The sequence below is a fragment of the Rhizobacter sp. genome (assembly GCF_035702065.1).
In the GTDB taxonomy this organism is placed as follows: Bacteria; Pseudomonadota; Gammaproteobacteria; order Burkholderiales; family Burkholderiaceae_C; genus Rhizobacter.
This window is the reverse complement of the sequence record NZ_DASSRA010000050.1, coordinates 1-12,911: the sequence shown is the minus strand read 5'-3', so window position 1 is coordinate 12,911 and position 12,911 is coordinate 1. Positions and strand designations below refer to the sequence as shown.

Sequence of the window (12,911 nt, the reverse complement as noted above, 5' to 3'; positions counted from 1 at the left end):
ATCCAAGAAGACGCCGGGCCGCCCCAAGTCTTCGGGGGACGGACGACGCGCAGCGTCGGCCTTGGGGCTGACATCCAAGAAGACGCAGGGCCGCCCCAAGTCTTCTTGGCTCCCCTCGGGGGACGGACGACGCGCAGCGTCGGCCTTGGGGCTGACATCAATATGCGTTGCGATCGAACAAGAGCACACGCACCGTGCGGGCAATGATCTTCAGGTCGAGCGCGAGCGACCAGTTGCGCAGGTACTCCAGGTCGTAGTGCACGCGCGCGGCCATCTTGTCGACGGTGTCGGTCTCGCCGCGGTAGCCGTTGACCTGCGCCCAGCCGGTGATGCCGGGGCGTACCTTGTGGCGCAGCATGTAGGCCTGCACGATCTTGCGGTACTGCTCGTTGTGCGCCACCGCGTGGGGCCGCGGGCCAACCAGGCTCATGTTGCCCAGCAGCACGTTGAAGAGCTGCGGCAACTCGTCGAGCGAGGTCTTGCGGATGAAGGCCCCGAAGGGCGTGATGCGCGGGTCGTTGCGCGTGGCCTGCTGCACCACGCTGCCGTTGTCCTGCGTGGTCATCGAGCGGAACTTGAAGACCATGATCTCCTTGCCGTCGAGCCCGGTGCGCCGCTGCTTGAAGATCACCGGCCCGGGTGAGCTGAGCTTCACGCCCAGTGCGATCACCAGCAGCAGCGGGAAGATCAGCGCCAGGATGAGCGAGGCGAGCACGATGTCGGTGCCGCGCTTGAGCAGGTGGTTGGTGCCGGTGATGGGGGTCTCCAGCAGGCTCACCACCGGCACGCCGCTGATGTCGTGCAGCTGGCCCTGGATGATGTTGATGCCGAACACGTCGGGCGCGTAATGCACCGAGGTGGTTGTGTCCTGCAGCTTGGCGAGCAACTCCACGATGCGCGGTTGCGCGGTGAGCGGCAGCGTGATGTAGACGTTGTGGATGTTGTTGCGCTTGACGTGCTCGGCCACGTCGTCCACGCGACCGATCACCTTGCCAAGCGCATCGGCGTGGATGCGCTCGGGGTTGCGGTCCTCGAAGAAACCGATGAGCTCGTGGGCGCAATCGCTGTGCGCAGAGAGCGCCTGAGCCACGCGCACGCCGTTGTCACCGGCGCCGATGACGATGCTGCGGCGGCGGAACTCGGGCCGTTCGGTGAGGTGTTGCAGCCAGGTGCGACCGGCGGTGACCGACACCCATTGCAGCACCGGCGTGAGCAGCGCCCACCACAGCAGCAGCGAGGTGGGGAAGAAGCCGAAGCCGTCGGTGGCGTAGCCGCACAAGAAGAGGATCGCCAGCACGGCGATCCAGTCGCTCGTGATGTTCAAGGCCGCGTTGACGTGGGAGTCCTTGAAGCGGTCGACTCCCGGGAAGGTGAGCACCACCACCAGCATGCACAGGATGAGCGCTGGGCGCTCGATGGGTTCGCCGTGCCATACCGCGAGCATGAGAAAGCTCGCCAGCGTGACGAGTGGCTCCATCACGGCCGCCACGAAGGCGTGGATGGAAGGTGGTGCGCTGGGGAACAAGCGCTGTCGGGCTTCAGCGTTCATGGCCGCTCCCGCGCAGCACACGGATTGGAACTTCTGACATACGCAACTCCCTTCGCCGGTCAAAGTGGGCGGCCTGGAGAGGGGTGTGTCATTCACAGCGCACGCCGTCACGGCGTGGCAGTCATCGTCCCAACCCGGGCCTTGGCCTCACTTCGGCAATGGGCGTGCCGCAGCGCAGCAAAGTCGGTGGGTTTTCTTCTTGAAATCAGCGCGAATTCAGAGTGGTGCAAGGCGCCACCATTCGGTGCGCGAATCTTCTTCGACCCAACCGATGAGCAGGCCGCCCGCACCGCTTTCGATCTGTGCAAGTTGCAGCACGGCCTGGCGATCACGACAGAGCGTGAAGCGGGCATCGCCTTGCCATGCGAGGTGCTGGCCCAGTGCAGCCAGCACCTGGCTCGGCTGGCTTTGCATGAAGGTAAAGGGCATGGGCGGCCCCTTGCGCACCTGCTCGGCGATGGCCAGCGTGGCGCTGCGCGGGCCGGAGAGGCTGGCCACGCGCAGATGCACAGGTGCAGGCAGCGCGGCTTCATTGGCCACATCGAGGCACTGCCGTGCACCGAACAGCGCAAGTTCGGCCCACGCGCCGATGCGGCGCGGGCGCGCGCCCAGGCGCCTCGCAAGTTGCTCGCGCCAATCGGCCGGGGGTGGGTCGATCACCACGTGAGCCAGCGTGCGGAATGCGTTCATGTGTCGCCGTCTTCCAGGATCACCGCGGCATGCCCGCCGCCGAAGCCGTTGATGCAGGCCATCACGTGCCGCGCATTGCGAGGTGCGTGCTCGGCGAGAGGTGCGTTCAAGGCCGTGTCCTGTGCGTAGCCGGTACGCGGCCACACCCGGTGCGCCAGGCAGGTGGTGAGCAGCGCGATCTCGGCCGCACCGGCAGCGCCCAGCGTGTGGCCGATGGCGGCCTTGAGCGAGACCATGGGTGGCAGCGGCGTGAACACCTGCTGCAAGGCACCCAGCTCGGCGGCATCGCCCACGACGCTGCCGGCCGCCTGTGGCTTGATGAGGGCGATGTCGTGCGCGGCCAGGCCGCTGTCGGCGAGCGCGTTGCGGCTCGCCGCCACCACGGCTGTCGGCACGGTACCGGCGGGGTCGCGCCCATCGACCACGTTGGCGCCGCCTGCGATGCGCCAGCGCGCAGGCTGCGACGACACATGCAAGGCAGCCACCGCTTCGCCAAGCACCAGGCCATTGCGCGCGGAGCCGAAGGGCAGGGCGCGTGTCGGCGAGAGAAGCTGCATGCCGCCGAAGCCACCCACGGTGGTGCGGTTGCGCAACTCCAGGCCCAGCACCAGCGCATGGTCGGCGCGGCCGTGGCGGATCAGCGTGCGCGCGCTCAGCAGCGCGTTGAGCGCCGAGGTGCAGGCGGTGGAGACGGTGAACACCGGGCCGCGCCAGCCGAGCCAGGCGGCCACGGTGTCGGCGAAGCTCGCGTAGTCGCGGTACGCATCGATGTGTTCTTCGAGCTGGCCGATGTCGAGCGACGAGGAGGCCAGGAAGAGCGGGCCGCTGCGCGGGCCGTCGAGCGCGCCGCTCTCGGCGGCCACGCGCTGCACGATTCGGCGCGCGCGGGTGCTCCAGTCGCTGTCATCGTCGGCGATGCCGAGGTAGGGCCAGGCGGTGCCGTCGGCCAGCGCCAAGGGTTGTGGCAGCACGCCGCCTCGTGCGAGTACAGGCAGCGCCGAAGCCAGGTCAGGCCCCAGTGCGCAGGCAAGCCCGCAGCCGGCGAGGTAGGCCTGGTTCATCCTTTGCGGTGTTGCGTGAGGTGCTGCGCCAGGTGCGCGATCGAGGTCAGCGCGCGTCGCGTTTCCTTGCTGTCGGGCATGCGCACGCCGTAGCGCTCCTGGATGGCCATGGAGATCTGCAGCGCGTCGAGCGAGTCGAGCGCGAGGCGGGAATCGGGGCCGAACAAGGCTTCGTCGTCGCTCAGTCCGCCTTCGGGGGTTTCTTTCTCGGCAGCGTCGAGCACCAGGGCCTTCAGCTCGGCAATCAGGTCGGTCGGGTTCATCTCTGAGCAGGTCGGAACAAGAGCAGGGCCACCATGAACATCAGCGCGGCCAGCCCGCCCAGGCGCAGCACCTGGGGCAGGGTGGCGGCCACGTCGCCGCCGCGCAGCAGCACGGTGAGCAAGGCCTCCAGGCCCCAGTTCATCGGCGACCACTCGGCCACGCGCTGCATGGTGGCGGGCATCACGAACTTGGGCACCATGATGCCGCCGATGGCGGCCATCAGCACGTTGGCGATGGGCCCGATGGCGGCGGCCTGCGCGTGGGTGCGCACCGCGCAGGCCAGCGCCAGGGCCATGCCCACGGCCGCGAGCGCGATGGCCGCAAGTGCCAGCAGCAGCGCACCCCAATGGATGCCAGTCAACGAGAGCGCGTCGCCGCCCAGCAGCGGCATCAGCCACACGCCCACGGCCAGCATCAGCACCGCCTGCAGCGCGTTCACGCCCAGGTAGGGAAGGGCCTTGGAGGCGAGCTGCACGCTGCGCGGTACGCCCAGGCTGTGCAGGCGCGCCAGCGTGCCGCTGCTGCGTTCCTGCACCACCAGGCCGCACAGCGAGGCGATCACGAAGAACATGCCGAACACCAGCCAGGCCGGCACGTTCTGCTGCACGGCGCTCGGCCGCGGGCCGTGGCTGGCAAAGCGCTCGGCCTGCACCAGGGTCAGCATGGAGGCACCGGGCGCGGGCTTGGGGGCGTTGTTCTGCGCGAGGGCGGCGCGGGCCTTCAACTCGCCCGCGGCGCCGGCCAGTTCGGCCTGCAGGGTGTTGAAGAGGTTGCCGTCGAGCCCGGGCTCGGCCAGCAGGCGGATCAGCGGCGCCGTGGGCAGCGAGGGCTGCTCCAGTTCGTCGGACAGGCCTTTCTGCAGCACCAGCACGTACTTGAGCCGGCCTTCGCGCAGCTGCTGCTGCCAGTCTGCGGGCAGGGTGTCGGCGGGGCCGTGGCGTTGTGCCCACTGCCTGACCAACGCGCGCGTGAGCGGGCCGTCGTCTTCGGCCTGCACGGCGTAGTGCAGGCTGCGCTGGGGCGGGCTGTAGTAGTCCTTCAGCGCGAGCGACATGATGACGATGAAGGCCACCGGCATCACGAACAGCGCTGCCAGGCCATGCGGGTCGCGCAGCAGGGCGAGCAGTTCTTTCTTGATCAGCGATCCCAGCATCATTCGTCTCGCAGCGAGCGCTGGGTGAGCGACATGAAGAGTTGCTCCAGGTTGCCGCGGCCGAACTCGGCGTGGCGCACGCGGGCGCCGGCGGCGTCGAGCGCGGCCAGCACCTCGGCCGGGGCGGCGCGCAGTTGCAGCCGCACCTGCGCGCCGTGCGGCTCGGCGGTACCGAAGCGCGCGAGCAGCGTGGCCAAGGTCTCGGGGGCGATGCCGTCGGCGGTGAGCGTCATCACCGGCGTGTCCTGCTGCAGCAGCTCATCGAGCGTGCCGGCGCGCAACACGCGGCCGTGGTCGAGGATCACCACGCGGTCGGCGATGGCCTCGATCTCTTCCATGTAGTGCGAGGTGTAGATCACCGCCGCACCTTGCTTTGCCAGCGTCTTGATGGCGTCGAGCATGAAGGCGCGCGACTGCGGGTCGACGCCCACCGTGGGCTCGTCGAACAGCATCAGCTCGGGTTCGGGCAGCAGCGCGATGGCGAGGTTGAGGCGGCGCTTGAGCCCGCCCGAGAGCTGCTCGGCGCGCGTGCCGGCAAAGCGCTCCAGCTGCGCGAAGGCCAGGCAGGCGGTGATGCGCTCGTCGCGCTTGGTGCCCGAGAGGCGCGCCGCGCCGGCAAAGCAGGCCAGGTTCTCGGCCACGCTGAGCATGGGGTAGAAGGCGTATTCCTGCGGTGCGACGGCGATGCGCGTGGGCGCCTTCGCACGCGCCGTGGCGAGCGGTTCGCCATCGATCAGGATCTGGCCCTGCTGCAGCGGCAACAAGCCGGCCAGGTGGGAGATCAGCGTGGTCTTGCCGGCGCCGTTGGGGCCGAGCAGGCCCAGCACCTCGCCGCGACGGGCGTGCAGCGACACATCGCTCAGCGCCGCACCGGCCGCCTTCGGATAGCGATGCGCCAGGTGCTGGATCGCGAGCATCAGCGCACGGCGGCCTGGAGCTCGCGGAAGAACTGTTCCTCGCGGTCGGCCTGCGTGCGCAGCAGCGCCGCGATGGCCGAAGGCTCGACCGGCTCGCGGCCCTTGACCATGCGTGCGGCCTTCAGCGCCAGCGCGCGCCAGCCGTCGCCGATGGCGGTGAGCCGCTCGGAGAACTCGGTGAGCACGGGCAGCTGCGCGAGCTGCGCGGCCTCTTGCAGAAAGGCGGCATAGATGAAGCGGAAGCCTGCGCCGCCGGTGCCGATCTCTTCTTGCATGCGCACGATGTGGCCGATGAAGTCGGCGCTGTGCTTCTCACCCTTCGGGAGCGCGTCGACGTGCTTGGCCAGCCAGCGCATGCCGCGCACGCCGGCGATGGGCACGGGCGGCAGCATGGTGCGGCAGTTCTTGCGGATGGCCTTCTTCACCGCATCGGGCGTGATGCTCTTTTGGGCGATGGCCTTCGGGTAGTACAGCAGGCCCTTGGGCGCGAGCGCGCCCTTGGCGAAGCGGGCACGGGCCAGGTCGGCACTGGCGCAGCGCACCGGGTGCTCGAACACCGGGTCGCTGATCAGGTACTCGTCGCCTTCCTTGCCGTAGACCAGCAGGTTGTGCGCGTTGAAGTGAAAGCGCATGTCCGGCGGGAAGTAGGGCAGCCAGTAGACCGAGGTCTGCAGGCCGACGATCTCGCCTTGCGCGAGCAAGGCATCGAGGCGCTGCTGGCCGGCCTGCTGCGAGCGGAAGGTCTCGAAGCGGAAGCGTGCCGCCAGCGGCGCGAGCAAGCCCTTGATGATGGCGCGCGGCAGCGAGCGGTAGGCGATCAGCGGCAGGCCGTTGATCTTGACGAAGGGGATGTAGGCGAAGGCGAGGCCGGCCGACAGGCCGAAGGCCAGGCTCTCCGACACCGGCACGCCGTGGTGGCGCAGCAGGTTGGAGATGACGCCGCTCTCGCAGTGCGCGGCGTGCTGGTGCTGGAAGGTGAGGGCGTGGCTGTTCATGACGGGAGCTTGCGAAGCTCGGTGAGCGAGAGGCCGAGCGCGTCGGCGTAGCGTTGCAGGTGCTTGTCGCTGAGCGTGGCGAACACGTCGGGGCGCAGGTGGCGCTTCACGCGCCACTGCCAGAAGCCGCTGGTCTGCGACAGCAGGGGGATGTCCATGCGCCGCTCGTACATCCAGAACTCCAGCGTCGACGCGGTGCCGGCCTGCACGCGCTGGCGTGCGTCCTCGGCCTGCGCGTGCAAGGTCTCGACGGCGTTGCTGGTGACGATCTCCTCGGCTTCCCAGCCCTTGCTGGGGGCGATCACCATGCGGCCGCTCGCATCGCGTGCGTAGACGGCCTTGCGGTGGCCGCCGAGGGTCGCGTTGCCCTCCTGGGGGACGTTGTCGAGGTCCATCGGGCCTGCGGTCAGACCGCTGTCAGGTGGACGAAGCCGCTGGAGAACCGGCCGCTCTCGGGGATGAACATCAAGAGCGTCTGGCCCTTCTGGATGCGGCCCGAGCGGAACAGCTCGTCGAGCATGATGTACGGCGAGGCCGAACCGGTGTTGCCCTTGGTCGTGAGGTTGGTGAACCAGCGCTCGCGCGGGATGGGCAGGCCCACGTCGGCCAGCGCCTGCACGACCGGCTCGGCGAAGAAGGCGGACGACATGTGGGGCAGGAACCAGTCGACATTCGCCACCGTGAGGCGGCGCTTGTCGACCACCTCGGCCAGAGGCTCGCGCAGCGAGGCGCGCACGATGTTCTCGTTGAGCAGCCGAACGTCCTGCTTGACGGCGAAGACCGACTTGGCCTGCCAGTCATCGGTCGAGAAGCGCAGCCAGCCGCGCAGCGAGCCGTCTTCGTTCTTGTCGGCGCCTGCGTACATGCAGGCCGGCAGATCGTGGGCGGCCGACGAGAGGTCGATCCAGTCGATGCGCAGCGAGAGCGGGCCGCGCGGCGCGTCTTCCAGCAGCACGGCACCGGCGCCGTCGGAGAGCATCCAGCGCAGGAAGTCTTTCTCGAACGCGATCTCGGGGCGCTCTTCGAGTTGCTCCAGCTTGTGCTCGACCTCGGGGTCGAAGTTGCGCGCCAGCATGATGGGCGAGGCGAGTTCGGAGCCGGTGGCCACCGCGCGTTTGGCTTCGCCGGCGCGGATGGCCAGCCACGCATGCTTGAGTGCGGCCGTGCCCGACAGGCAGATGCCGGCGCACGAGACGGCTTCGAGGCGCGGCCAGCCGAGTTCGCCATGCACCATCACCGCGTGGTTGGGCATCAGCTGGTCGGGCAGCGAGGTGCCGGTGACGAGGGTGTCGACACGGCCGATGTCGCCCATGGCGCGGATGGCCGCGGCCGTCATCTGCGCGTTGGTCATGGCCGGCTCGCCGGTGGCGCGGTCGATGGCGTAGTGGCGCGACTGGATGCCGTTGCTGCGCAGCACCATGCGGCGTGCGCGGGAGGGTTTGCCTCCGACCTGGCCCAGCACCTTCTCGATGTCGTCGTTGCCGACCGGCTCGAAGGGAAGGAAGGCTCCGGTGCGGGTGAGAAAGACTTCAGTCCTCATAGATGTGGCTGCGCTCTGTGGACGAGCCCGAGGGCTGTTCGAAGTGAGTCTTAATTTTAGTCAGCCAGCCTGTCATGAAGGGGCGCAGCACGGCCTGCAGCAGCAAGCTGGTGGGCACCACCGTGACAATCATCACTATCAGGAAGATCACATACAACGCGAGCAGCGGAACCCGCTGCCAGGCCCCCGGCCGGCCGGCCGCGAGCAGGAGTTTTCCCCAGGCAAAGAAGCTGCGTGTGCCGGCGCGTTCGCTGATGTAGAGGCGCGGATCGACCTGCACCGCACCCAGGCCGGTGAGCAGCGCTTGCGTGCCTTTTTCACGATCGGCGAGGAGCCCGTCGCGCAGGGCCAGGCCGAAACGGCGCGAGCCCTGGATCTGCGCGTCGCTCAGGCCTGCGCGCGGCATGCCCCAGAAGCCGGCGGGGTTGCCGGTGAGCAGCCAGCGCGGCGTGGTGAAGAAGGTGGCGAGCGTGGGGCCAGGGTCGACGAGCACGACGTTGTCGATCAGGCGCGCGCCGGCATCGGCCAGCAGGCCCTTGAGCTTTTCTTGCGCCATCAGCCACATGTTGCGGCAGGCGATCACCGTCACCACCGGCTTGCCGCGCAGCACGCGCTGCGCGACCGGGTGCTTGAGAAAGGCGGTGATGGGCTGCGAGGGCGCGAGGAACCACACCTGGTAGGGCAGCACGATCAGGTCGAAGTCTTCGTCGCCGGTGAGCGAGAGCGGCTGCAAGGGCGGCGGCACCATGTGGGCCGACTCGGGGAAGGCGTCGAGGAAGCTGAAGAAGCCCCAGGGAAAAGGGAAGGGCTTTTGCGGCACCAGCGTCTCGACGTGCACCTGGATGCGCGGGTCGGCGCGCAGCGGTTCGATGATGCGTTGGGTGAGGGCGGTCAGCTGGCCGGTCTGGGAGTACTGGATGACGAGTACGCGCTTGGTCGGGCCGGACGCCGCGGAAATGCCGGTGTTCACGGGGATAGCCTGGATTTTTGGAAAGCCCCCGATGGTAGGCGAGCGGATTGCGTAGCGCCCCCCCGGGAGGAGGGAGTGCTCTCGACTTCGGGCCTCAGCCCGCGCCCTGGCTGCGCGAGCGCCACCAGCCCTCGGCGCTGTACAGCGCCAGGGCCAGCCAGATCAGCAAAAACCCGATCAGCCGTTTGGCCGAGAAGGGCTCGTTGAACAGCCACAGCCCGAGAGCGAGCTGGATCGTGGGGCCGATGTACTGCAGCAGGCCGAGCGTGGTGAGCGAGATGCGGCGCGCCCCGGCGGCGAAGAGCAGCAGGGGCACCGCGGTGATCGGCCCGGCGGCGAGCAGCCAGGCATTGGTGGCCGCGTCGGGTGATGGGAAGTGGCTTGTTCCCTGGGCCATCCACACGCCCAGCACTGCGGCAGCGATGGGCGCGAGCAGCAAGGTCTCCAGCGTCAGGCCCTCCAGCGCGCCCAGCGGCGCGATCTTGCGAAGCAGGCCGTAGGCACCGAAGGAGCCGGCCAGCGACAGCGCGATCCAGGGCAGGTGGCCGGCCAGGAAGGTGAGCCACAGCACGCCAGCCGCGGCCAGGCCCAGCGCCACCCACTGCATGCGGCGAAGCCGTTCGTGCAAGAAGGTGTAGCCCAGCATCACGTTGACCAGCGGGTTGATGAAGTAGCCCAGGCTGGCGTCGATCACGTGGCCGTTGTTCACGGCCCAGATGTAGACCAGCCAGTTGACCGACAGCAACAGGGCGCTGGCCGCAAAGGCCGCCAGCACGCGCGGCTGGCGCAGCACGGGCTTGAGCCAGCCCCAATGGCGGCGCACCCCGAGCACGACCAGCACGAAGACCAGCGACCAGACGATGCGGTGGATCAGGATCTCGCCCGGCGGTACCGCGGCGATCTGCCGGAAGTAGAGCGGGAAGATGCCCCACATGGCGAAGGCGAGGGCGGCGTAGAGGGCACCAGTGGACATGGGGGCGTGGGGCGGGCAAGAGGGGGCGGACGCGCATTGTCACTGCGCCGCCGGGGCCTTGCCTGCCGCTGGCCTTTCGCGGGATGGCGCGGCATCATCGCCGCGTGGCACGCATCGTCTTCACGCAGCAGCTCAAGCGCTTCACCGAGACCCCCGAGGTCGACGCGCCGGTGGCCAGCCTGCGCGAAGGGCTGCAGGCCGCCTTCCGCATCAACCCGCGGCTGCAGGGCTATGTGCTTGACGAGCAAGGCCACCTGCGGCCCAACGTGGTGGTGTTCATCGACGGGAAGCGCAGCCGGGACCGCGTGGCGCTGAACGACCCGCTTCGGCCCGACAGCCAGGTGCATGTGCTGCAGGCCCTCTCTGGAGGTTGACATGATGACCCCCACGCTCACTTCGTTCACTGCCATCCGGCTTGCAAGCCGGATGGCCCTCGCCAGCCACTCGCGAGCGCGCAGGCGCTCGCTCGGTACGGGCTCAGCCCCCCGAGGGGGCTCGGCCACCCTTGGGGCGGCCCGGCGGGAGGCCTGACATGACCGATCGTGCCTGGGTGGCGACGCGCAAGGGCCTGTTCGAGCTGGGCCGCAAGGGCAAGGCGTGGCAGATCGCCCGCGTGAGCTTCCTCTCCGAGCCCGTCTCGATGCTCCTGCCGCCAACTGCTGACGGCCGCATGCTGGCCGCGCTGAACCTCGGCCACTTCGGCGTGAAGGTGCACGCCTCCGACGATGCCGGCGCCACCTGGCACGAGGTGGCCACGCCCGCTTACCCGCCGCAGCCGGCCGATGCCGAGGGCGTGCCCTGGAAGCTGGTGCAGATCTGGTCGCTCGAATCCATCGGCGGGGCGATCTGGGCCGGCACGCTGCCCGGAGGCCTGTTCAAGAGCACCGACGGCGGCGACTCGTGGCAGCTGGTCGATTCGCTGTGGTCGCGCCCCGAGCGCACCGAGTGGTTCGGCGGCGGCTACGACGTGCCGGGTATCCACTCGGTGCTGCCGCACCCCACGCGGCCCGGCGAGGTGCTTGTGGGCATCAGCTGTGGCGGCGTGTGGGGCAGCCGCGCCGGCGCCACCGAATGGGAGCTGCAGGCCAAGGGCATGCGCGCCGACTTCATGCCACCCGAACAGGCCGAAGACGAGAACACCCAGGATCCGCACCTCATCACCGCCTGCGCCGCACAGCCCACCGCGCTCTGGTGCCAGCACCACAACGGCATCTTCCGCTCGACCGACGGCTCGGCCACCTGGCAGGAGGTGAAGGCGCCGCTCTCCACCTTCGGCTTCGCGGTGGCGGCGCACCCGCGCGATCCCGGCACCGCCTGGTTCGCGCCGGCGGTGAAGGACGAGAAGCGCGTGCCGGTGGATGCGGCCCTGTTCGTCCACCGCACGCGCGACGGCGGCCGCAGCTTCGAGGCCTTGCGCACCGGCCTGCCGCAGAAGGACTGCTACGACCTGGTCTACCGCCACGGCCTGGCGGTGGATGACGCGGGCCGCTCGCTGCTGATGGGCAGCACCACCGGCAACCTGTGGGCGAGCGACGATGGGGGCGATTCATGGACGAGCATCAATGGCCACCTGCCGCCGATCCACGCCGTGCGCTTCGGCTGAGCGCTTGGACTGAGAACTTGTGCGCAGGTGTGTGGCGCCGGCCGCACACCCGCCCCCCTTCAACACGGGGGAGCCCCTGCGCGAGGGAATGACAGTGTCACGAGCGCTTCGGACAATTCCGACATCACGCGCAGGAGCACACCATGCCCACCACCATCGCCGTCGGAGCCCGTTCTCTGTTTGTCACCGCGACGGCTTGGGCGTTCATCGCGCTGGGCATGCTGGCCAGCCTGTCGATGCTGGTTCGCAACGCGATGCTGGCCTCGCTGCTGCCCGAGGCTACCAGCACCGGCGTGATCGGCCTGCTGGTGGAGTACATGCCCTGGGTCATCGCCACCGGCGCCGTGGTGTCGCTGGCCACGCTGGCCTCGGCCATCGGCCTCCTGCTGCGCCTGGACTGGGCGCGCCGCACCTTCATCGCCCTGCTGGTCGTGGCCATCGTCGCCAACCTGCTGGGCCTGTGGCTGCAGCACGAAATGATGCAGTCGGTGGTGAGCCACACCTTGGGCAACGTGGCCCTGCCGCCGCAGGCCGCGGGGGTGTTCGGCGGCTTCGTCACCGCAGTGCGTGTGATGGCCGTGGTGGTCACGCTCGGAGCTTGCGCCTTGTTGGCGTGGATCATTCGCCGTTTGATGTCCGCCGGGGTCCGTCAGGAATTCGCCTGATCTCGCTGCGCTTTCCTCAGCGCAGATCACCGTCCACATAGAACCAGCGGCCGCCTTCGCGCACGAAGCGGCTGGTTTCGTGCAGTCGCTGCGCGCGCCCGCCGAGCTTGCTGCGGGCGACGAACTCCACTGTCTCGTGATTGGCGTCCTGTATTTCATGGTGGCGAACGTCAAGCCCCAGCCAGCGCAGGCCGGCGGGGTTGGGCTCCAGCGTGGCGGGGCGTGTGCTCGGGTGCCAGGTGGCGAGCAGGTAGTCGCTGAGATCGCGCACGAAGGCGGTGTAGCGCGAGCGCATGCGCGCTTGGGCATCCGGCGCTTGCAGATGCAGCGGGCCCGCGGGGTAGCGGCCGCAGCAATCGGCGTAAGCGCGCGGGGCCCCGCAGTCGCAAGTCATGTGAGCTCCTTCTGCCAGGTTTCGCCCACCAGATCGTGCCCGAAGCTGTGGTGCGGCTCGCTCGCGATCAACTTGTAGCCGGCCTTCTGGTAGATGCCGCGCGCGGCGAGCAGGTGGCTGTTGGTCCACAAGGTGAT

General features: G+C 69.0%; 15 protein-coding genes. 3 read left to right on the top strand and 12 right to left on the bottom strand.

Annotation, left to right across the window (positions count from 1 at the left end; all coding sequences use genetic code 11):
* Positions 1-157: 157 nt before the first annotated feature.
* The 11 genes from VFL64_RS02440 to rarD form a co-directional block, all read right to left on the bottom strand.
* Positions 158-1,549 (bottom strand): undecaprenyl-phosphate glucose phosphotransferase, encoded by a 1,392-nt coding sequence (locus VFL64_RS02440; RefSeq protein ID WP_489538793.1) that lies wholly within the window; start codon positions 1,547-1,549, stop codon positions 158-160.
* A 216-nt stretch (positions 1,550-1,765) separates the two neighbouring features.
* Positions 1,766-2,239 carry a hypothetical protein gene (locus VFL64_RS02435; protein WP_489538792.1) on the bottom strand — a complete coding sequence of 158 codons (474 nt, stop codon included), beginning with the start codon at positions 2,237-2,239 and terminating at the stop codon, positions 1,766-1,768.
* Positions 2,236-3,300, bottom strand: coding sequence for a beta-ketoacyl synthase N-terminal-like domain-containing protein (locus VFL64_RS02430; RefSeq protein ID WP_489538791.1), 1,065 nt, complete (start codon positions 3,298-3,300; stop codon positions 2,236-2,238). Before VFL64_RS02430 ends, VFL64_RS02435 begins: the two co-directional genes overlap by 4 nt.
* Positions 3,297-3,563, bottom strand: coding sequence for an acyl carrier protein (locus VFL64_RS02425; protein WP_489538790.1), 267 nt, complete (start codon positions 3,561-3,563; stop codon positions 3,297-3,299). The genes VFL64_RS02430 and VFL64_RS02425 overlap by 4 nt, the downstream gene beginning before the upstream one ends.
* Positions 3,560-4,717, bottom strand: a complete 1,158-nt coding sequence (locus tag VFL64_RS02420; protein WP_489538789.1) for an ABC transporter permease — start codon at positions 4,715-4,717, stop codon at positions 3,560-3,562. The genes VFL64_RS02425 and VFL64_RS02420 overlap by 4 nt, the downstream gene beginning before the upstream one ends.
* Positions 4,717-5,634 carry an ABC transporter ATP-binding protein gene (locus tag VFL64_RS02415; protein ID WP_489538788.1) on the bottom strand — a complete coding sequence of 306 codons (918 nt, stop codon included), beginning with the start codon at positions 5,632-5,634 and terminating at the stop codon, positions 4,717-4,719. Before VFL64_RS02415 ends, VFL64_RS02420 begins: the two co-directional genes overlap by 1 nt.
* The gene (darH, locus tag VFL64_RS02410; protein ID WP_489538787.1) at positions 5,634-6,629 is read right to left on the bottom strand and encodes a BtrH-related acyltransferase DarH; all 996 of its coding nucleotides are present in this window, start codon (positions 6,627-6,629) and stop codon (positions 5,634-5,636) included. The genes VFL64_RS02415 and darH overlap by 1 nt, the downstream gene beginning before the upstream one ends.
* Positions 6,626-7,024, bottom strand: coding sequence for a DarG family dialkylresorcinol biosynthesis protein (locus VFL64_RS02405; protein WP_489538786.1), 399 nt, complete (start codon positions 7,022-7,024; stop codon positions 6,626-6,628). The genes darH and VFL64_RS02405 overlap by 4 nt, the downstream gene beginning before the upstream one ends.
* Positions 7,025-7,035: 11 nt before the next feature.
* On the bottom strand, positions 7,036-8,169 hold the full coding sequence (locus VFL64_RS02400; protein WP_489538785.1) for a beta-ketoacyl-ACP synthase III: 1,134 nt from the start codon (positions 8,167-8,169) through the stop codon (positions 7,036-7,038).
* On the bottom strand, positions 8,159-9,139 hold the full coding sequence (locus tag VFL64_RS02395; protein ID WP_489538784.1) for a dialkylresorcinol condensing enzyme: 981 nt from the start codon (positions 9,137-9,139) through the stop codon (positions 8,159-8,161). Before VFL64_RS02395 ends, VFL64_RS02400 begins: the two co-directional genes overlap by 11 nt.
* Positions 9,140-9,233: 94 nt before the next feature.
* Complete coding sequence (gene rarD, locus VFL64_RS02390) at positions 9,234-10,112, bottom strand: EamA family transporter RarD (RefSeq protein ID WP_489538783.1); 879 nt, start codon at positions 10,110-10,112, stop codon at positions 9,234-9,236.
* Between the two features lie 104 nt (positions 10,113-10,216).
* Between rarD and VFL64_RS02385 the strand changes: the two genes are divergently transcribed.
* The 3 genes from VFL64_RS02385 (at position 10,217) to VFL64_RS02375 (ending at position 12,380) form a co-directional block, all read left to right on the top strand.
* Positions 10,217-10,486: a MoaD/ThiS family protein gene (locus VFL64_RS02385; RefSeq protein ID WP_489538782.1), complete on the top strand. Its 270-nt coding sequence runs from the start codon at positions 10,217-10,219 to the stop codon at positions 10,484-10,486.
* Positions 10,487-10,644: 158 nt separating this feature from the next.
* The gene (locus VFL64_RS02380) at positions 10,645-11,715 is read left to right on the top strand and encodes a WD40/YVTN/BNR-like repeat-containing protein (protein WP_489538781.1); all 1,071 of its coding nucleotides are present in this window, start codon (positions 10,645-10,647) and stop codon (positions 11,713-11,715) included.
* A 143-nt stretch (positions 11,716-11,858) separates the two neighbouring features.
* Positions 11,859-12,380 carry a hypothetical protein gene (locus VFL64_RS02375; protein ID WP_489538780.1) on the top strand — a complete coding sequence of 174 codons (522 nt, stop codon included), beginning with the start codon at positions 11,859-11,861 and terminating at the stop codon, positions 12,378-12,380.
* A 16-nt stretch (positions 12,381-12,396) separates the two neighbouring features.
* Here the strand turns inward: VFL64_RS02375 and VFL64_RS02370 are convergent, their stop codons facing one another.
* Positions 12,397-12,774 carry a YchJ family protein gene (locus VFL64_RS02370; protein ID WP_489538779.1) on the bottom strand — a complete coding sequence of 126 codons (378 nt, stop codon included), beginning with the start codon at positions 12,772-12,774 and terminating at the stop codon, positions 12,397-12,399.
* Positions 12,775-12,911: the final 137 nt, after the last annotated feature.